Origin of the sequence: Bradyrhizobium tunisiense (assembly GCF_042263385.1) — a bacterium.
GTDB classification, from domain to species: domain Bacteria; phylum Pseudomonadota; class Alphaproteobacteria; order Rhizobiales; family Xanthobacteraceae; genus Bradyrhizobium; species Bradyrhizobium tunisiense.
On sequence record NZ_JBHLEV010000001.1, the window covers coordinates 186231 to 203320 of the forward strand.

A 17090-nucleotide genomic window follows, 5' to 3' on the forward strand; every position below is an offset into this window, starting at 1 on the left:
TCCTATCGTCCGGCGTCGCCACCCTTGCCGGCGAGCACGCGGTCGAGCCCGTAGAAGCGGTCGAGCAGAATGAGGGCGGTCATGGTGATCGCGATCACGCAGGCCGAGACCGACGTGACCAGCGGATCGATGTTGTCCTGGATGTAGAGAAACATGCGCACCGGCAACGTCTCGGTGCCGGGTGCCGCGAGGAAGACGGTCATGGTGAGATCGTCGAAGGACTGGATGAAGGCGAGCGCCCAGCCGCTGATGACGCCGGGCAGGATCAGCGGCAGCGTGACCCGACGGAACAGGGTCCAGCCGCCGGCGCCGAGCGAGACCGCAGCCATCTCGACCGTGCGGTCCATGCCGGTCGCTGCCGCCAGGGTCAGCCGCAGCGCAAAGGGAAACACGATGATGACATGCGCGATGATCAGCGCCGCAAAACTGCCGCCGAGACCGGCCGACGTAAAGAAGCGCAGGAAGGCGATGCCGAGCACGACATGCGGGATCATCAGCGGCGACAGGAACAGCGCTGCGAGCGCATCACGTCCGCGGAAGCGATAGCGCGCGATCGCCAGCGCCGCCGGCACCGCGAACAGCAGCGCCACCAGGGACGACAGCGCGCCGAGCCCGAGGCTGACCCAGAACGCGTGAATGAACTCCGGGTAGTTCGCGATCGTCCTGAACCAGCGCAGCGAAAAGCCGTTGGTCGGCAGCGAAAGGAAACCTTCGGGAGTGAAGGCGACGAGGCAGACCACCAGGATCGGCGCCACCATGATGATGACGAAGACGGTGTGGAAGATCAGCGCGAGCGGGCCGTTCCGTCTCATCGAAACACCTCCGCATAGCGTCGCTCGATCAGCGCGTTGCTGCCGACGACGATCAGCACCAGTGCCGCCAGCAGCAGCGTGGCGACCGCAGCCCCGAGCGGCCAGTTCAAGGTGTTGAGGAATTCGTCATAAGCGAGCGTCGCAGCGACCTTGAGCCGGCGGCCGCCGATGATCGCCGGCGTCGCAAAGGCGCTGGCCGAAAGCGAGAACACGATGATGGCGCCGGACAGCACGCCCGGCATGATCTGCGGCATGATGATGCGGCGGATGATGGTGGCGGGGCCCGCGCCGAGCGACATCGCGGCATTCTCGATCTGCGGATCGAGCCGCTGCAGCGCCGCCCAGACCGACAGCACCATGAACGGCATCATCACATGCGCGAGCGCAATCACCATGCCGGTTTCAGTGAACATGAAGGGAATCGGCGAGCCGATCACGCCGAGCGACATCAGGAACTTGTTGACGAGCCCGTTATTGCCGCCGAACAGCAGCGCCCAGCCCAGCGTGCGCGCCACCACGGAGATCAAGAGCGGCCCGAGGATGATCAGCAGGAAGAAGCTCTTCCAGCGTCCGCTCATACGGTTGAGAATGTAGGCTTCGGGCGCGCCGAGCAGCGCGGTCAGCAGCGTCGTCAGGATCGCAACGCGAAACGTCCGCCAGAACATTTCCGCGTAATAGGGATCGGTCGCGATCTCGTGCCAGTTCTTGAGGATGAAGACCGGCTCGATGCCCTTGTACTGACCCCAATCGTGGAACGACAGCATCACCGTCATCGCCAGCGGAATCAGCAGCACGCCGACGAACAGCAACAGGGCGGGCGCGGTCAGGGCCCATGGCGCGCGTACGCTGCGCTCTTCCTCCGCGGCCATGCTCATGCAGCGGCCCTCGCGCGAACGCTCATGTCCTCAGGACGCCACGACAACCGAACCGCGTCGCCTTCGGCCGGCTGCGCCTGGCCGTCGTTCTGGCGGACCACGATCGCCGGGCCGCATTCGCTGTCGCACTGGAACAGCCAGTGATTGCCCTGGAAGATGCGCGTGACGATCTTGGCGCTGAGACCGACGTCGCCAAAGCCGATCCGCTCGGGGCGAATGCTGACGGTCACGGGGCCGCCAAACCCGGCCGGCGCCGGTGCGCGCCAGGAGCCCGCCACCAATTGTGTCGGCGAGACGGTCCGATCGATCGTCGCGGCAAAGTCGTTGGTCTTGCCCAGGAACTGCGAGACGAAGGCCGAGGCCGGCATCTCGTAAGTCTCCTGCGGCGTGCCGATCTGCTCGATCTTGCCCTGGCTCATCACCACGATGCGGTCGGACAGCGACATCGCCTCGTTCTGGTCGTGGGTGACCAGGATCGTGGTGGTGCCGATGGTGCGCTGGATCTGGCGCAGCTCGATCTGCATCTCCTCGCGCAGCTTGGCGTCGAGATTGGACAGCGGCTCGTCGAGCAGGAGCACGCTCGGCTTGATCACCAGCGCACGCGCCAACGCGACGCGCTGCTGCTGGCCGCCGGACATGCGGCGCGGATGGCGGTCCTCGTAGCCGGCGAGACCCACCATCGCCAGCGCGGCACGAACACGTTCGGCCCGCTCGCTACGCGGCACATTGCGCATCTCGAGGCCAAAGGCGACGTTCTCCGCTGCGGTCATGTGCGGAAACAGCGCGTAGCTCTGGAACACGATGCCGAGCCCGCGCCTGGCCGGGTGAATCGCGGTCAGATCCTTGCCCTCCAGGCGGATCGCGCCGCGCGTGGGGTCGAGGAAGCCCGCGATCATCTGCAACGTCGTGGTCTTGCCGCAGCCGGACGGGCCGAGGAAGGAGACGAACTCCCCCTTCCCCACCGACAGACTGAAGTCGTCGACCACAGTCTGCGTGCCGAACTGTTTTGCGACCCGATCGAGCTCGAGATAGGCCATGCGCTGTCTCCGCTAGCGACGATCAGATCAACGCTCGACCTCGCGATTCCAGCGCTTGGTCCATTCCTCGCGCTTCTCGTTGATGACGGTCCAGTCCGGATTGTAGAGCTTTGCCGCGCGCTCGCCGATCGGGGCCATCTTGCCGAGGTCGGGCGGGATCACCAGCGATTTCAGCACCGGGCCGTAGCCGTAATCCTTCAGCAGCACGAGCTGGATCTTGGGATCGAGCAGCATCTTGACGAAGCTTGCCGCGAGCGGCGAGGCGTTCGGCTTGTTGATCGGGCACGCCGTCGTCAGCAGCGTCGCCGCGCCTTCCTTGGGATAGACGAAATCGACGGGGAAGCCGGTATTGGCAAAGCTCTGCACGCGGCCGGTGCCCCACACCGCGATCACGGCCTGGCCGGACTGGAACAGCTCGGTCATCTTGCCGGGCGACGGCTCATAGGCGAGCACATTCGGATTGACCTCTTCCTTGAAGATCTTGAAGCCGGAATCGACGTTGGTCTCGCCGCCGCCGTTCATCTTCGACAGCATCACCAGCGCCTCAAGGCCATAGGTGTTGTTGATCGGCGGGATCACGAGCTGCTTGGCGTATTTCTTGTCCTTCAGGTCGTTCCACGAGGTCGGCGGCGCCCAGCCTTTCTCCTTGAACACCTTGGTGTTGTACATCAGGCCCGTCGCGACGATGCCGATCGCGACCGCGCGATCGTCCTTGAAGCGCGCGGTGTCGTAGAGATCGGCCGGCAGTCCCTCGAGCTTGCTGCAGAAGCCGAGCTGGATCGCCTGGTACATCGGGCCGTCATCGACGATGGCGACGTCGATCTGCTGATTGCCCTTCTGCGCCTGAAGCTTGGCCAGCGTGTCCGTGGAATTGCCGGCGACGTATTCGACCTTGACGCCGTTCTCCTTCTCGAAGGCCGGGATCACCTCATCGCGAATGGTCTTTTCGAACGAGCCGCCATAGCCGGCGATGTAGAGCGTCTTTTGCTGGGCCGAGCCGGCCGACGGGACGGCGATGAGCGCTGCGATGCTGACCGCGGTCAGAAGGCGAAAAGTTGTCATGTGGACCGATCTCCATACCGGAATGAGGTGACGCGCCGACAAATCTCCGGCTGGGGCGCCTTCCGCATTTCCTTCCGCGCAAATTCCTCTCAGATCAGGGCTCCGGCCCCTGATCGGCGGGTTTTGACGCGATTTGGAGGTTTGAACCCCTCCAATCTGCCGAAAAAGCGGGCTGGCTCCAGCGCTGATGAAAAAGATCGCAGAACCAGGCTTCCATCGTCCAATGAATAATGGCACCCTTTGCATGCCAGAATGTTATGAATGGACTTCGAGATGGCGCGGATCAATTCGCGGCAGGTGGAAGCCTTCCGCGCGACGATGCTCACCGGCAGCGTCACCGAGGCGGCAAAGCTGATGGTGGTGACGCAACCGGCGGTCAGCCGGCTGCTGCGCGACTTCCAGGCGCTGCTGAAGATGGAGCTGTTCGAGCGGCGGGGCACTGGCCTCGTGCCGACTGCCGCGGCCATGGCGCTCTATACGGAAGTGGAGCGCTCCTTCGTTGGCCTCGAACGTATCACCGCGGCGGCCGAAGAAATCCGTGGCCGCCGCACCGGCTCGCTGCGCATCGCCGCGCTGCCGGCGCTGGCGAACGGCTATCTGCCGCGGCTGGCCGGCCACTTTCTGATGGAGCGACCTAACCTGAACCTCGCCTTCTTCGGCGTGATCTCGCCGATCGTGGTCGATTGGGTGTTGAACAACCAGTGCGACATCGGCTTTGCCGAGGTGCCGATCGCCCATTCCGGCCTGCCAAGTCTGCGGCTGCCGGCGCCCGCGCGCGTCGCGGTGCTGCCGACCGGTCATCGCCTCGCGGAAAAGGAGGTTCTGGAGCCGCGGGATTTCGAGGGCGAGACGTTCATCTCGCTGTCGGCGGGATCATCGAGCCGGCATCTCGTTGACCAGGTCTTTCACCGTCACGATGTCCGCCGCGTGCTCAGGGTCGAGACGACGTTGTCGGAGATCATGTGCGGCATGGTCTCGTCAGGGCTTGGCGTCGCGATCTGCGATCCTTTCACCGCAGCGGAATTCGCCACCCGCGGCGTGGTCGCGCGTCGCTTCCTGCCGCGCATCGACTTCGAATTCTCCGCCGTCTTCCCGGCGCAGCGCAGTCCTTCACCGGTGGCGCTGGATCTGGTGGAGACGATGCGCAAGGCGCTCGTCGAACTCGAGCACGAATCCACACCGGATTTTGCGCCCGGCTGACTTGGACGCCTTGCGATTCCTGCTGTATCCTTCACGTCTCGCAGGCAGCACATGGCACGCATCACCATCATCGAGACCGGGCTCGTCCCGCAAGAATATCGCGAGCGTCACGGCTCGTTCCCGGACATGTTCGAGCGCATGGTCCGTGCCGAGGATCCCGAAGTCACGGTGGATGTCATCAGCATCCCGAAAGGCGATACACTTCCCGATCCGCGCCAGCTCAAGGCGGTGCTGATCACCGGCGCTGCGGCCGGCGTCTATGACGGGCTCGACTGGATCGCGCCACTGGAAGATTTCGTGCGCGCCGCTTACGCCAACAAGACGCCGATGGTCGGCGTCTGCTTCGGCCATCAGCTGATCGCGCAGGCACTCGGCGGCACCGTGCGCAAGTCGGAGAAAGGCTGGGGCATCGGCCGGCATGTCTATCAGGTACTGCCGGAGAACGGCGTCATTGCCGGCGAGGAAGTCGCCATCGCCGCCTCGCATCAGGACCAGGTGATCGAGCGGCCGAACGACGCGCTCACGATCCTCTCGTCAGAATTTACGCCACATGCCGGCCTGCTCTACGCCAACGGCACCACGCTGACCGTGCAGCCGCATCCCGAGTTCGACGTGGCGTTTGCGCAAGTGTGCTGCGACCTGCGCGACGGCAAGGCGCCGGATGACATCGTCGCCACGGCAAGGGCATCGCTGGCGGAGCCGATGGACAACGCGAAACTGGGTGGGGCGATCGCGCGGTTCTTGACGCGGCGCGTCTAGGGAACGGCACGCTCCCTTCCCTTCTCCCCTTGCGGGAGAAGGTGGTGCGAAGCGCCGGATGAGGGGTTCTACCCACTCGCTGGACTGCTCGTGAAGAGAGATACCCCTCACCCGTCTCGCCGCTGCGCGACGAGCCACCCGCTCCCACAGGGGGAGAGGGTGCAGGGTGCTCGCCGGCGAAATTCTAGAACGGTTCGGTCCCCAGCCCCGCCACATCCGCCGGCCGCGGCCCCGGCGCGGCCCAATGAAATCGTCGATCCTTCTCAGCTATCGCAATATCGTTGATCGAGGCCTCGCGCCGCTTCATCAGGCCGTGCTCGTCGAACTCCCATTGCTCGTTGCCGTAGGAGCGATACCACTGGCCGCCGGCATCGTGCCATTCGTACTGGAAGCGCACGGCGATGCGATTCTCGTCGAAGGCCCAGAGGTCCTTGATCAGGCGGTAGTCCTGCTCCTTCTCCCATTTGCGGGTGAGGAAGGCGACGATGGCCTCGCGACCCTGAAAAACCTCCGAACGATTGCGCCAGCGGCTGTCCTCGGTATAGGCGAGCGAGACGCGCACCGGATCGCGCGAATTCCAGGCGTCCTCGGCCATGCGCGCCTTTTGCGCGGCGGTCTCACGGGTAAAGGGCGGAAGCGGCGGGCGCGACATGATGAGCCTCATGGGTTGGCGAAAGCGCAATCTATCGCCACACGCCACGGAGTCGAGAGGCCGTCCCCAATCGGGCGATCACGAAACCAGATCGGCCTTCATCAAGGTCCGGATCGATTTCGGGATCGGCTGGGCCCGGCCGCCGCTGATGAAGGCGACACGCACCTCGGCTTTCACCAGCACGTCTTCACCCTTCTTCACCTCCTGCGCAAGCATGATGGAGGCACCCTTCACCGCGATCGGCCAGGTCACGACGTCGAGCACGTCGTCCATCCGCGCCGGCTTGAGGAAATCCAGATGCATCGAGCGCACCACGAAGGCAAAACCCGCGCCCTCGGTCTCGACCTGATCGAACAGCGCCTGCTGCTCGGCGCCCATCAGCCTGAGATGATTGGTCCGTCCGCGCTCCATGTAGCGCAGATAGTTGGCGTGATAGACGATCCCCGAAAAGTCGGTGTCCTCGTAATAGACGCGGACCTGCATGTGGTGGCGGCCGTCGCGGATCTCGCCGTCGAGATGGGCAGTCACGTCGCGAGCCTCTTCACTTGTCGATCACCGGCCCGTTTTGCGCAAAAACGGCCGGCCGCGCAAGCGTGTTAGGACACAACCGGTGAGGCTCGCCCCAGCGTCACCTCGACGATCTCCGGCGGAACGCCGAAGCGGAGCGGCATGATGCTGCAACCAAGGCCGCCCGAGATGATGATATCGCATTTCAGCCTGACGTGCCCGTAGGCGAGCTGGATGCCCTGCTGCGGCGGCACCGCCGGCGACCAGCCGAGCAGGCGGACCTGGCCACCATGGGTATGGCCGGACAGCTGCAGCGCGACGCGCGCGGGCACGCGCGGCGCAATGTTGGGCTCATGCGCCAACAAGATGATGGGCGCATTGTCCGTGACCTTGGCGAGCGTCGCGCTGAGATCGTCGGCGCCGAACCGAGCCATGCTGCGAAACCGGCGTGCCGGCAGGAAGGCGAGCTGATCGCCGAGGCCGGCAAGCCAGAACGGGCGGCCGTCCTTGACGAGGCGCACGGCGTCGTTCTCGTAAACAGGGATGCCGGCGGCCTCCAACGCACGATGCGCGATCGTCGGCCCGAGCCCGGTCCGCTGCACCGTCCTGTCGTCCCAATAATCGTGGTTGCCCATGACGGCATGGACGCCGAGCGGCGCCTTGAGGCCGGCCAACACCCTCGCCCACTCCCGCGACGGGATGAGGCGCGTGACCTGATGAAGGCCGGCGACATAGTCGCCGAGCAGCACGATGATATCAGGCTTCAGCGCATTGGTGCGCTCGACGATGCCCTCGATCCGCTCCAGCGACATCCAGGGATCGCAGGCATGGATGTCGGCGATGGCGGCGATCTTCAGCGGAAAATCCGCCGGCCACTGCCGCGGCGTTGGATGATAGCGGGTGACGCGAAGCCGTAGCACCGGCTCGACGCCCACGCCATAGGCGGCGGTCGAGACGCCGAGAGCGGACAGCCCGCCGATGGAACGAATGAAATGACGGCGCGTGATCATGGAAGCCCGTTTCTGATGCAGCCTCTCGATGCGATCCGATTGGAGCGGAATTGGGGTGCGCTCGTGCAGGCCGTTTGCATCCGTGTGCAGAGGCCTGCACAAACATTACCAGCGGCTCTCGCCGATCAGCGCATCCAGCCGTGCTTTCAATTCGTCGGGCGCGCGGTAGTACCAGATACCGCCGAGCAGATCGCGAAAGCGTTCGTTGACACGCGCCTCGCGCTCGATGCGGTCGATCGTGGCAGCGTTGATCACGTCTTCGAGGGGACCTGCGGCCAGCAGCGACAGCAGCACGGGGTTGGCCTCGATCTTCAGGACTTCGAGAACCAGGTCGATCAGGCCATCCGGGTCCTCTTCGCGCAGGTCGCGCTCGAAATCCATGATCGCGAACAGATTGTCATCCTGGTCACGGTCCGACTTGGAATATTGCTCGACCCAGGCGCGGGCGAGCGCTGCGGTCGACAGGCTGGCGCAATCGAGCGGCTCGCGCGGCGTGCGCTTGGCCAGATGGTCGGCCTGCCAAGCCTCGCTATCGGCATGCTCTGCAAGGCGCGACATCAAGGGATCGTCGGGCGCGACGTGCACACCGCCGAGCAGCCAGCGCAATCGGTCATTCTGCATGGCCTCGTGCTCGATACGCTCGATCACGGCCTCGCCGTGCGCATAGAGCAGCGACAGCAAGAACTTGTCGTTGAGCTGCATCACCGTGGGCTTGTCGGCCTCGGTCTTGAGCACCTCCAGCACGAGATCGAGCGCCTGTTGCGGCCGGCGGTGCGGCAGATGGTCGAAATACAGTTTCAAGGCCCAGATGCTGCCGGCCTGGTCGCGCCGGCTCACGCGCTGGAGCGCGCACCACATCGACGCCAGCTCACTGATCGGCATCGGATCGAGGAACGCCTCGGTCTCATCCGGCGTGCGCAGCTGCGGCGCGGCCACGATGACCTCGAGCAAAGCGGTATCGTTCGGCGGCCGCATTCTTCCTACTCCAATCCGTGTGCGTCAGCGGCACTCCAGATCGCCGCGTGTTCGGATTAGTGAGGGGATTGACGCCGCGGGTTCACCGGTTGCGGCTCTCAGTCGTCCTCGGGCGAATCCGTGCCAAACAAGCCGAATTGCGCGGCCGCATCGCGCGAGGGCTCGGCGATGCCGAGATGGCGGAAGGCGTGCGAGGTCAGCAGGCGGCCGCGCGGGGTGCGCTGGAGATAGCCACACTGGATCAGATAGGGCTCGATGATGTCCTCGATCGCATCGCGCGGCTCGGACAGGGCGGCAGCCATGGTCTCGACGCCTACGGGACCGCCGCCATAGTTCATCGCGATGGTCGTGAGATAGCGGCGGTCCATGGCGTCGAGCCCCGCGGCGTCGACCTCGAGCGCGCTCAGCGCGTGGTCGGCAATCTTGCGGTCGATCTTGTCCGCATCGGCCGCCGAGGCGAAATCGCGCACGCGGCGGAGCAGGCGGCCGGCAATGCGCGGCGTGCCGCGGGCACGGCGCGCGATCTCGTTGGCGCCATCGGCGCTCATGCCGACATTGAGCACGCGCGCGCCGCGACTGACGATGCTCTCCAATTCCTCGATCGTGTAGAAATTCAGCCGCACCGGAATGCCGAAGCGATCGCGCAAGGGATTGGTGAGCAGGCCAGCGCGCGTGGTGGCGCCGACGAGGGTGAATTTCGACAGCTCGATCTTCACCGAGCGCGCGGCCGGACCTTCGCCGATGATGAGGTCGAGCTGAAAATCCTCCATCGCGGGATAGAGCACCTCTTCGACCGCCGGGCTGAGGCGATGGATCTCGTCGATGAAGAGCACGTCGCGCTCTTCGAGATTGGTCAGCAGCGCAGCAAGATCGCCGGCCTTGGCGATGACAGGCCCTGACGTGGCGCGGAAACCGACGCCGAGCTCCTTGGCCACGATCTGCGCCAGCGTGGTCTTGCCGAGGCCGGGGGGACCGACGAACAGCACGTGATCCAGCGCCTCGCCGCGCTTGCGCGCCGCCTCGATGAAGATCGAGAGGTTCTTGCGCGCCTGCTGCTGGCCGACGAAATCGGACAGCGATTGCGGACGCAGCGCGGTATCGCCGACATCGTCGCTGCGGCGTTCGGGCGAGACCATGCGGTTGGCCTTGGGATCGCTCACTTCGCGAGCTCCTTCAGGCCGAGACGAATGAGCTGTGCCGTTTCGACATTCTCACCGGCACTACGCGACGCAGACGCAATCGCCGCAGCCGCCTGCGGCTGGCCATAGCCGAGATTGACCAATGCAGAGATCGCATCCGCCACGGGGCGCGGCGCGCGCTGGTCATCGACGGCGCCGGCGAGATGCACCACGGCCGGATCGACATTGGCGAAGGCCGGCGCCTTGTCCTTCAACTCGGTGACGATGCGCTCGGCGACCTTGGGGCCGACGCCGGGTGTCCGCGCCACCGCCGCCTTGTCACGCAACGCAATGGCATTGGCGAGATCGGACGGCGCCAGCGTGCCGAGCACCGCGAGCGCGACCTTGGCGCCGACGCCCTGCACGGTCTGAAGCAGGCGAAACCATTCGCGCTCCTGATCGGTGCGAAAGCCGAACAGCTTGATCTGGTCCTCGCGGACATAGGTCTCGATCGACAGCACGGCGGCTTCGCCCGGCGAGGGCAGATGCTGCAAGGTGCGTGAGGAGCAATGCACCTGATAGCCGACGCCGCCGACGTCGAGGATGACGAAATCCTCGCCGTAGGAATCGATCAGGCCCTTGAGCTTGCCGATCATATCCCCACCACCTTCAGCCTGAGCGCGGTGCTCTGGCGGTGATGGGCGTGGGTGATGGCGATGGCGAGTGCGTCGGCGGCATCCGCGGACGGCGGCTCGGCCTTGGGCAGCAGGATCTTCAGCATCATCGCGATCTGTTGCTTGTCGGCGTGACCGGCGCCGACCACGGTTTTCTTGACCTGGTTCGGCGCGTATTCGGCGACCGGGATGCCGAACATCGCGGGCGCCAGCATGGCGACGCCGCGGGCCTGGCCGAGCTTCAGCGTCGCAACGCCGTCCTTATTGACGAAAGTCTGCTCGACCGCGGCTTCCATCGGCTGATGATTCGCGAGCACGGCCGCGAGCCCCTCATGGATCGCGAGCAGCCGGCTCGCCAGCGGCAGATCGTCCGGCGGCTCCACCGAACCGCAGGCGATGTAGATCAGGCGGTTGCCCTCGGTCTCGATCACGCCCCAGCCGGTACGGCGCAGGCCGGGGTCAATGCCGATGATGCGAACGGGGCCACGAATCGGGAGCGCAGTCATGGGCCAGTGATAGCGGCTGGCCGTCGTGGGGGAAACAGAAACAGAACGGAAGTAACAGGGGAGTGGGGGTCCCGGATGAGCACCGCCGCCCAACCTACATTCCGTCGTCATACCCCGCGAAAGCGGGGTATCCAGTACGCCGCGGCTTATCCGTATCCCTCTGGCGTCTCTGGAATACTGGGTCGCCCGGTCAAGCCGGGCGACGACGGCAGAATTCGGAGCTGGCTATCAGCCGCCCATCTTCGCCATCAGCGCGTCCGACACCTCGAAATTGGCGTAGACCTGCTGGACGTCGTCGTGCTCGTTGAGCAAATCCATCAGCTTGAGCAGCTTCTCGCCGGTCTCGTCGTCGACCGCGACCGTGTTCTGCGGCTTCCAGATCAAAGCGGCCTTGCGCGGCTCGCCGAACTTGGCTTCCAGCGCCTTGGCGACGTCGCGGTAGCCTTCGGTCGAGGCGTAGATCTCGTGGCCGCCCTCGCCGGAGACCACGTCGTCGGCGCCGGCCTCGATTGCGGCATCCAGCACGGCGTCATCGGAGGCGACGCTGCGGTCGTATTCGATGATGCCGGTACGGTCGAACATGAAGGAGACCGAGCCGGTTTCGCCGAGATTGCCGCCCGATTTGGTGAAGAAGGAGCGGATGTCGGAGGCGGCGCGGTTGCGATTGTCGGTCAGCGCCTCGACGATGACGGCGACGCCACCGGGGCCATAGCCCTCGTAGCGGATTTCGTCATAGTTCTCGCCCTCATTGCCGAGCGCCTTCTTGACGGCACGCTCGATATTGTCCTTCGGCATGTTCTCCTGGCGCGCCGCGATGATGGCGGCACGCAGGCGGGGGTTCATGTTGGGGTCGGGCGTGCCCAGCTTGGCGGCGACCGTGATTTCCCGCGCCAGCTTGCCGAACAGCTTCGACTTCTGCGCATCCTGCCGCCCCTTGCGGTGCATGATGTTCTTGAATTGGGAATGTCCGGCCATGCGTGGTCTCTTGAATGGTCTTTGGAGGTGTTCGCCGATGGGGTGGGAAGCGCGGCCTTATAGGCCGCCGGCCCACCGGAATCAAAGGGCTCTGGTGCCCTAAGGTAGCACTGTAGAGGTAGCCGCCGTAATGGTTCGTGCCTAGAGGTCGGGCATCGTTAACCCTGATTTCATTCCGGACTGCGAAAATAGCGTCCACCCGTTCCACGACAAGAGAGACGTGATGGCGTTCGGACTATTTCGGAAGCGTCTGCCGGAGGCGGCTGCGCCTGCACCAGCCCTGCAGGCTGCGCAGCCGGCGGCCCATTCCGAGCCCGTGGCCGCGGCCCAAACTGATTCCGCCCGGGAAATCCTCGAACTGCTGGAACTCGAGCTCGGCGCCATGATCCGCCAGCTCGAGCGCGCCGCCAATTCGGTGGCCGGCGGCGCCGAGGCGACCGCGACGACGCTTGCCGCCATTCGCGACCGCACCGACGCCCTGACCGGCCGCACCAATGCCGCGCAATCGAACGCCTCCACCTTCGCCCATGCCGCCGACAAATTCACCCAGTCCGCCCTCGGCATCGGGGCCCAGGTCCGCGAAGCCGGCAAGCTTGCCGACGAGGCCAGTGCCGCGGCGCAGGAAGCCCGTGCCAATGTCGACCGCTTGCGCGAATCCTCTGCCGCCATCGGCAACGTCGTCAATCTGATCGCCCAGATCGCGCGACAGACGACGCTGCTCGCGCTCAACTCGACCATCGAGGCCGCGCGTGCGGGTGCCGCCGGCAGGGGCTTTGCGGTCGTCGCAACCGAGGTCAAGGCCCTCGCGGTGCAGACGCAAGGCGCCACGGAAGAGATCACGAAGAAGATCGACGCGCTGCAGCGCGACGCCGCCGGCTCGGCAGATGCCGTGCACCGCATTTCGCAGGCGATCGAGGCGATCCGCCCCGTGTTCGAAACCGTCAACGGCGCGGTCGCCGAGCAGAACGCCACCACCAGCGAAGTCTCCGGCAATGCCGCCAGCGCCTCGGAGTTCATCGTCGCGGTCGGCGAGAGCGCGGCCGAAATCGACGCCGCGACCAAGGCGGCCGAGAGCCACGGCGAAAACGTCGCCAGCGCCGGCAAGGCCGTCACGACTTTTGCTCAAAAGCTGAAATCGCGCTGCGCCGTGCTGCTCCGCCAGAGCGAGCACGACGATCGCCGCAAGACGGAACGGCTGCCCTGCCACCTCAAGTTCGAGAGCGCGCGCGGCGTGATGCCGGTCTATGAAATCTCGATGGACGGTGTGTTGATCGGCGGCGCGGATGCAGGCCGGCTCACACCGCAAGCGATGATCGAAGGCACGCTCGAAAACGTCGGCGCCTGCCGTCTGCGCGTGATCGAGCAATCCAAGGCCGGCGCCCGCGCGCAATTCGCCAGCCCCGATGCCGAGCTCCGCGAAAAGATCGAGGACAGGCTCTGGTCGATCCACGAGGAGAACACCGAGTTCGTCACCCGCGCCATGGAGGCGGGCAATGCGCTGACGAAGATATTCGAACAGGCGGTTGCGCGCGGCGAGGTCAAGATCGACGACCTCTTCGACACCGACTATGTCGAAATCGCCGGAACCGACCCCCAGCAATACCGCACGAAATATCTCGACTGGGCCGACCGCGCCCTGCCGCCGTTCCAGGAAGCATTCCTGGCGAAGGACCCGCGCATGGCGTTCTGCGCCATGGTCGATCGCAACGGCTTCCTGCCGGTGCACAACAAGATCTATTCGCATCCGCAGCGGCCGGGCGACGTCGTCTGGAACACGGCCAACAGCCGCAACCGGCGGATATTCAACGATCCGGCGGGGTTGGCCGCCGCACGCAACCTGCGATCGTATCTGGTCCAGAGCTATGCGCGCGACATGGGCAACGGGAATACCGTCATGATGCGGGAGATCGACGTCGCGATCCGCGTGCAGGGCCGTCACTGGGGTGGATTCAGGACGGCCTACAAACTGTAGTGCACGCTCAGGCAAGACGCCGGGCGCGAATCATCCCTTAAGATCGAAATTGGAATGGGAATGCCGCCGTGAGCCGGCTTACGGCTCTGACTGGAGGACTCATCGAACATGTCCGTCGCACAACTTGCCGTCATGGACACCGGCTCCAACCGCACGCTGGCCGAACGGCTGATTGATCAGCTCGCCGACCGCATCGGCGGCCTCGGCGTGGAACTCGCCGACATTGCCGGCAACGTTCAGGAAGTCGCAAACCGCGTCGCGAACCAGTCGGAACGGTTCCACCACCTCCAGAAGACGGCCGAGACGATGGTCTCGGCCAACCACGACATCGCCAATGCATCGCAGGCGGTGCAAACGACCACGACCGCCGCGGTCGGCGAGATCGCGCAGTCGCGCGGCGCCGTCGACACCGCGGTCAGCCACATCTCCGAGCTGGTCGCAGCGGTGGAGCGCATCGAAGCGCGCCTCAGCGCCGTCGGCTCGGCGCTGGCGCAGGTCGCGAAAGTCTCCGGTTCGATCGAGGCGATCGCGAAGCAGACCAATCTGCTCGCGCTGAATGCGACGATCGAAGCCGCGCGCGCCGGCAACGCCGGCCGCGGCTTCGCAGTGGTCGCGAGCGAGGTGAAGAACCTCGCGGAGGCCACCCGCCAGGCCACGCATCAGATCTCCGACACCGTGCGCGATCTCGACGGCCAGATCGAAGGCCTGATCGGCGAAAGCAGCGACGCATCGCAGCGCGCGAAGACCGCAGGTGAAGGCGCGCAAGCGATCTCCGGCATCATCTCGCGGGTCCAGCAGGGCTTTGCCTCCGTGGAGGCGGAGATCGGCAGCGTCACGCGCGCGGCGACCTCCAATCTCGGACATTGCGACACCGTCATCAGCGAGCTGAACGAGCTCGCCAAGGGCGTCGACCTCTCCTCTCGCGATCTCAAAAGCGCCGATCAGCGGGTGACGAAGCTGCTCGACACCTCCGAAGGCCTGATCGCGTTGATCGCGGACAGCGGCGTCGAGACATCGGACGCACCGCTGATCCGAATCGTCGTCGATACCGCGAAGCGGATCTCGGCCGAATTCGAGGCCGCGATCGACCGCGGCGACATCACGCTCGACCGGCTCATGGACGAGACCTATCGCGAGATCCCCGGCACCGATCCGAAGCAGTACCTCACCAACTACGTCGACTTCACCGACCGCGTGCTGCCCGCGATCCAGGACCCGATCCAGAAATGCGATCCCCGCATCGTGTTCTGCGTCGCCTGGGCCAGGGGCGGCTATCTGCCGACCCACAATCCCAACTACCGCCTGCCGCAGGGCAAGGACCCGGTCTGGAATAACGCCAACTGCCGCAACCGCCGCCTGTTCACCGACCGCGCGGTGCAGAAGGTCGCAGGCAACACCAAACCGTTCCTGCTGCAAACCTACCGCCGCGACATGGGCGGCGGACAGTTCGTGCTGATGAAGGACCTGTCCTCACCGATCATGGTTCGCGGCAAGCACTGGGGCGCGTTCAGGATGGGTTTCCGGCAGAGCTGACGGCCGCGGGAAGGCGTCCTTGAAACCATAAAATCTCGAAAACAACCCCATGCACAGTAGCCGGGGCGTGCGGAATCAATGGCTTGCGACGGCAGGTCATGGGCGTATTTTGACACGTCGGGCAAAACAGGAGCGTGATGCTCCTGTTCTGAAAGACCATCGTCGCATTGCCGTCGTCTCCGCCGGGATAGAGCTGCTCCGCGCTGCAGCCCGGGCTTTTCCAAGCATTGGTTCGGCACATCGTGCATCGGTGCAGGCATCTCGTCCGCCCGCACCGATGCGCTTTCCTCATGTGATCGCGATGGGGCAGCCGTTGCTTCCGGTAGCGCCCTTGATCGGGGCCGGGGTGAAACTATAGACGAACTGGTACTTCTTGTCGGCGATCAGCTCGTCGAAGATCAGGTTCTCGTGGTTGTGGATGCCGTTCTTGGTTTGCAGTTCGGCGTGAACCACGAAGGCGAGCGTCTTGTCGGGATTGGGCACCACCTCGACTGCCCAGGTGTCGGCCCCCGTCAGCGCGAGATCCTTCTCGACGATCCATTTCGCAGCGTCGAGGCCGATGCCCGGCTCTCCGCTGTTGAAGCGATCGTTGTTCTTCATCCAGAGCGAGCCCCAACCGGTGTGGAACATGATCGCGTCGCCGGGCTTGATGTCGCTCTCGGGGATATTCTGCTTCGCCAGCGCCGCCTTGATATCGGCTGAGGTGATCTCCTGCCCCACATCCATCATGCCGCCCTTGAGCGCGACCATGTCGATCAGATGCGCGCGGGTGAAAATTGGCTTGAGCTTCTCGATGCCGAGCTTCTTCAGGCCGTAGGCGTCGCTGATCTCGGCCGCTGTGAAGCCGTTGTAGAATCGCATCTCGCTCTTGTCGCCCTCCTTGCCCATCTGGATGCCGATGTGACCAAGACCGTCGAACTGCGTGCCGGTCTGGCCGATCTCGGTCGCAAGAAACTCGTCGTGATACACGAGCTTGTTGTCGCCGAACGGTCCGCCAGTCGGGCTGCCGGGAATACGCAGTGCGAACACGCGCGCGCCGAACAGCGGCATCGCGGCCTCATAGACGCGACCGATCTTGTAGATCTTGCCGTCCTTGATCCATTTCGCCGCGTCGAGGACCTTCGCCGGGGTGATGTGGTTGGATGCGCCAGCCTCGTCATCCTTGCCCCATTTCGAGGGCCACCATGGCTTGTCGACGTTCTTGGGCATGGAGGCTGCAGTCTGTGCCTGGGCTTGGCTGATCGGCGCGAGCGAGAACTTGCCGTGCATCGAGCCGGCGAGCGCCGCGCCGGCGACGCCAGCGATGCCCGCAGTGCGGAGCAAGGTCCGGCGGTCGGTCGTGGCGCCGCTGGCGTCTTGATCTACGTCGTTGATCTCATTAGACATTGCACCCTCCCAGGTTGTGGCCCAGATAAGCCTGGAC

General features: G+C 64.9%; 17 protein-coding genes. 4 read left to right on the forward strand and 13 right to left on the reverse strand.

All coding sequences use genetic code 11. From position 1 onward, the window contains the following. Positions 1–2: 2 nt before the first annotated feature. Genes ACFDR6_RS00880 through ACFDR6_RS00895 form a run of 4 tightly spaced genes read right to left on the reverse strand, consistent with a single transcriptional unit; the run spans position 3 to position 3786 of the window. Positions 3–812 (reverse strand): ABC transporter permease, encoded by an 810-nt coding sequence (locus ACFDR6_RS00880; RefSeq protein ID WP_317241107.1) that lies wholly within the window; start codon positions 810–812, stop codon positions 3–5. Continuing rightward, positions 809–1687 (reverse strand): ABC transporter permease, encoded by an 879-nt coding sequence (locus tag ACFDR6_RS00885; protein ID WP_375857083.1) that lies wholly within the window; start codon positions 1685–1687, stop codon positions 809–811. Before ACFDR6_RS00885 ends, ACFDR6_RS00880 begins: the two co-directional genes overlap by 4 nt. Then, positions 1684–2724: an ABC transporter ATP-binding protein gene (locus ACFDR6_RS00890; RefSeq protein WP_375857084.1), complete on the reverse strand. Its 1041-nt coding sequence runs from the start codon at positions 2722–2724 to the stop codon at positions 1684–1686. Before ACFDR6_RS00890 ends, ACFDR6_RS00885 begins: the two co-directional genes overlap by 4 nt. A 27-nt stretch (positions 2725–2751) precedes the next feature. Beyond that, complete coding sequence (locus tag ACFDR6_RS00895) at positions 2752–3786, reverse strand: ABC transporter substrate-binding protein (RefSeq protein WP_375857085.1); 1035 nt, start codon at positions 3784–3786, stop codon at positions 2752–2754. A 273-nt stretch (positions 3787–4059) separates the two neighbouring features. Between ACFDR6_RS00895 and ACFDR6_RS00900 the strand changes: the two genes are divergently transcribed. Then, positions 4060–4986 carry a LysR substrate-binding domain-containing protein gene (locus tag ACFDR6_RS00900; protein ID WP_317241111.1) on the forward strand — a complete coding sequence of 309 codons (927 nt, stop codon included), beginning with the start codon at positions 4060–4062 and terminating at the stop codon, positions 4984–4986. 51 nt (positions 4987–5037) lie between these two features. Beyond that, positions 5038–5745 carry a type 1 glutamine amidotransferase gene (locus ACFDR6_RS00905; protein WP_375857086.1) on the forward strand — a complete coding sequence of 236 codons (708 nt, stop codon included), beginning with the start codon at positions 5038–5040 and terminating at the stop codon, positions 5743–5745. A gap of 184 nt (positions 5746–5929) precedes the next feature. Here ACFDR6_RS00905 and ACFDR6_RS00910 read toward each other — a convergent pair whose 3' ends face one another. From ACFDR6_RS00910 to ACFDR6_RS00945, 8 genes are all read right to left on the reverse strand, one after another. Then, the gene (locus tag ACFDR6_RS00910) at positions 5930–6397 is read right to left on the reverse strand and encodes a nuclear transport factor 2 family protein (RefSeq protein ID WP_212088037.1); all 468 of its coding nucleotides are present in this window, start codon (positions 6395–6397) and stop codon (positions 5930–5932) included. A 78-nt stretch (positions 6398–6475) separates the two neighbouring features. After that, a complete protein-coding gene (gene ybgC, locus ACFDR6_RS00915; protein ID WP_212088036.1) occupies positions 6476–6925 on the reverse strand; it encodes a tol-pal system-associated acyl-CoA thioesterase in 450 nt (149 codons plus the stop codon). Between the two features lie 68 nt (positions 6926–6993). Beyond that, a complete protein-coding gene (locus tag ACFDR6_RS00920) occupies positions 6994–7914 on the reverse strand; it encodes a metallophosphoesterase (RefSeq protein ID WP_375857087.1) in 921 nt (306 codons plus the stop codon). A gap of 105 nt (positions 7915–8019) precedes the next feature. Then, entirely contained in the window at positions 8020–8889 is an 870-nt protein-coding gene (locus tag ACFDR6_RS00925) for a DUF6869 domain-containing protein (protein ID WP_212088034.1), read from the reverse strand. 98 nt (positions 8890–8987) lie between these two features. Further along, positions 8988–10025, reverse strand: a complete 1038-nt coding sequence (gene ruvB, locus ACFDR6_RS00930; protein WP_212089077.1) for a Holliday junction branch migration DNA helicase RuvB — start codon at positions 10023–10025, stop codon at positions 8988–8990. Positions 10026–10045: 20 nt separating this feature from the next. Next, positions 10046–10663 (reverse strand): Holliday junction branch migration protein RuvA, encoded by a 618-nt coding sequence (ruvA, locus tag ACFDR6_RS00935; protein ID WP_375857088.1) that lies wholly within the window; start codon positions 10661–10663, stop codon positions 10046–10048. Continuing rightward, on the reverse strand, positions 10660–11187 hold the full coding sequence (ruvC, locus tag ACFDR6_RS00940) for a crossover junction endodeoxyribonuclease RuvC (RefSeq protein ID WP_212088033.1): 528 nt from the start codon (positions 11185–11187) through the stop codon (positions 10660–10662). Before ruvC ends, ruvA begins: the two co-directional genes overlap by 4 nt. A gap of 228 nt (positions 11188–11415) precedes the next feature. Beyond that, the gene (locus ACFDR6_RS00945; protein WP_014492334.1) at positions 11416–12162 is read right to left on the reverse strand and encodes a YebC/PmpR family DNA-binding transcriptional regulator; all 747 of its coding nucleotides are present in this window, start codon (positions 12160–12162) and stop codon (positions 11416–11418) included. 223 nt (positions 12163–12385) lie between these two features. Here ACFDR6_RS00945 and ACFDR6_RS00950 point away from each other — a divergent pair, with 223 nt between their 5' ends. Further along, positions 12386–14134: a methyl-accepting chemotaxis protein gene (locus tag ACFDR6_RS00950; RefSeq protein WP_375857089.1), complete on the forward strand. Its 1749-nt coding sequence runs from the start codon at positions 12386–12388 to the stop codon at positions 14132–14134. A 108-nt stretch (positions 14135–14242) separates the two neighbouring features. Further along, positions 14243–15667: a methyl-accepting chemotaxis protein gene (locus tag ACFDR6_RS00955; protein ID WP_375857090.1), complete on the forward strand. Its 1425-nt coding sequence runs from the start codon at positions 14243–14245 to the stop codon at positions 15665–15667. A gap of 288 nt (positions 15668–15955) precedes the next feature. Here ACFDR6_RS00955 and ACFDR6_RS00960 read toward each other — a convergent pair whose 3' ends face one another. After that, a complete protein-coding gene (locus tag ACFDR6_RS00960) occupies positions 15956–17053 on the reverse strand; it encodes a cyclase family protein (RefSeq protein ID WP_375857091.1) in 1098 nt (365 codons plus the stop codon). Between the last annotated feature and the right edge of the window lie 37 nt (positions 17054–17090).

What these genes read in the sequence shown, in the direction of transcription:
- ACFDR6_RS00960 (WP_375857091.1), bottom strand. Translation starts at nt 17,053, where the DNA reads ATGTCTAATGAGATCAACGACGTAGATCAAGACGCCAGCGGCGCCACG.
- ACFDR6_RS00925 (WP_212088034.1), bottom strand. Translation starts at nt 8,889, where the DNA reads ATGCGGCCGCCGAACGATACCGCTTTGCTCGAGGTCATCGTGGCCGCG.
- ACFDR6_RS00900 (WP_317241111.1), top strand. Translation starts at nt 4,060, where the DNA reads ATGGCGCGGATCAATTCGCGGCAGGTGGAAGCCTTCCGCGCGACGATG.
- ACFDR6_RS00890 (WP_375857084.1), bottom strand. Translation starts at nt 2,724, where the DNA reads ATGGCCTATCTCGAGCTCGATCGGGTCGCAAAACAGTTCGGCACGCAG.
- ACFDR6_RS00920 (WP_375857087.1), bottom strand. Translation starts at nt 7,914, where the DNA reads ATGATCACGCGCCGTCATTTCATTCGTTCCATCGGCGGGCTGTCCGCT.
- ACFDR6_RS00910 (WP_212088037.1), bottom strand. Translation starts at nt 6,397, where the DNA reads ATGTCGCGCCCGCCGCTTCCGCCCTTTACCCGTGAGACCGCCGCGCAA.
- ACFDR6_RS00880 (WP_317241107.1), bottom strand. Translation starts at nt 812, where the DNA reads ATGAGACGGAACGGCCCGCTCGCGCTGATCTTCCACACCGTCTTCGTC.
- ruvB (WP_212089077.1), bottom strand. Translation starts at nt 10,025, where the DNA reads ATGGTCTCGCCCGAACGCCGCAGCGACGATGTCGGCGATACCGCGCTG.
- ruvA (WP_375857088.1), bottom strand. Translation starts at nt 10,663, where the DNA reads ATGATCGGCAAGCTCAAGGGCCTGATCGATTCCTACGGCGAGGATTTC.
- ACFDR6_RS00950 (WP_375857089.1), top strand. Translation starts at nt 12,386, where the DNA reads ATGGCGTTCGGACTATTTCGGAAGCGTCTGCCGGAGGCGGCTGCGCCT.
- ACFDR6_RS00895 (WP_375857085.1), bottom strand. Translation starts at nt 3,786, where the DNA reads ATGACAACTTTTCGCCTTCTGACCGCGGTCAGCATCGCAGCGCTCATC.
- ACFDR6_RS00905 (WP_375857086.1), top strand. Translation starts at nt 5,038, where the DNA reads ATGGCACGCATCACCATCATCGAGACCGGGCTCGTCCCGCAAGAATAT.
- ACFDR6_RS00885 (WP_375857083.1), bottom strand. Translation starts at nt 1,687, where the DNA reads ATGAGCATGGCCGCGGAGGAAGAGCGCAGCGTACGCGCGCCATGGGCC.
- ruvC (WP_212088033.1), bottom strand. Translation starts at nt 11,187, where the DNA reads ATGACTGCGCTCCCGATTCGTGGCCCCGTTCGCATCATCGGCATTGAC.
- ACFDR6_RS00955 (WP_375857090.1), top strand. Translation starts at nt 14,243, where the DNA reads ATGTCCGTCGCACAACTTGCCGTCATGGACACCGGCTCCAACCGCACG.
- ACFDR6_RS00945 (WP_014492334.1), bottom strand. Translation starts at nt 12,162, where the DNA reads ATGGCCGGACATTCCCAATTCAAGAACATCATGCACCGCAAGGGGCGG.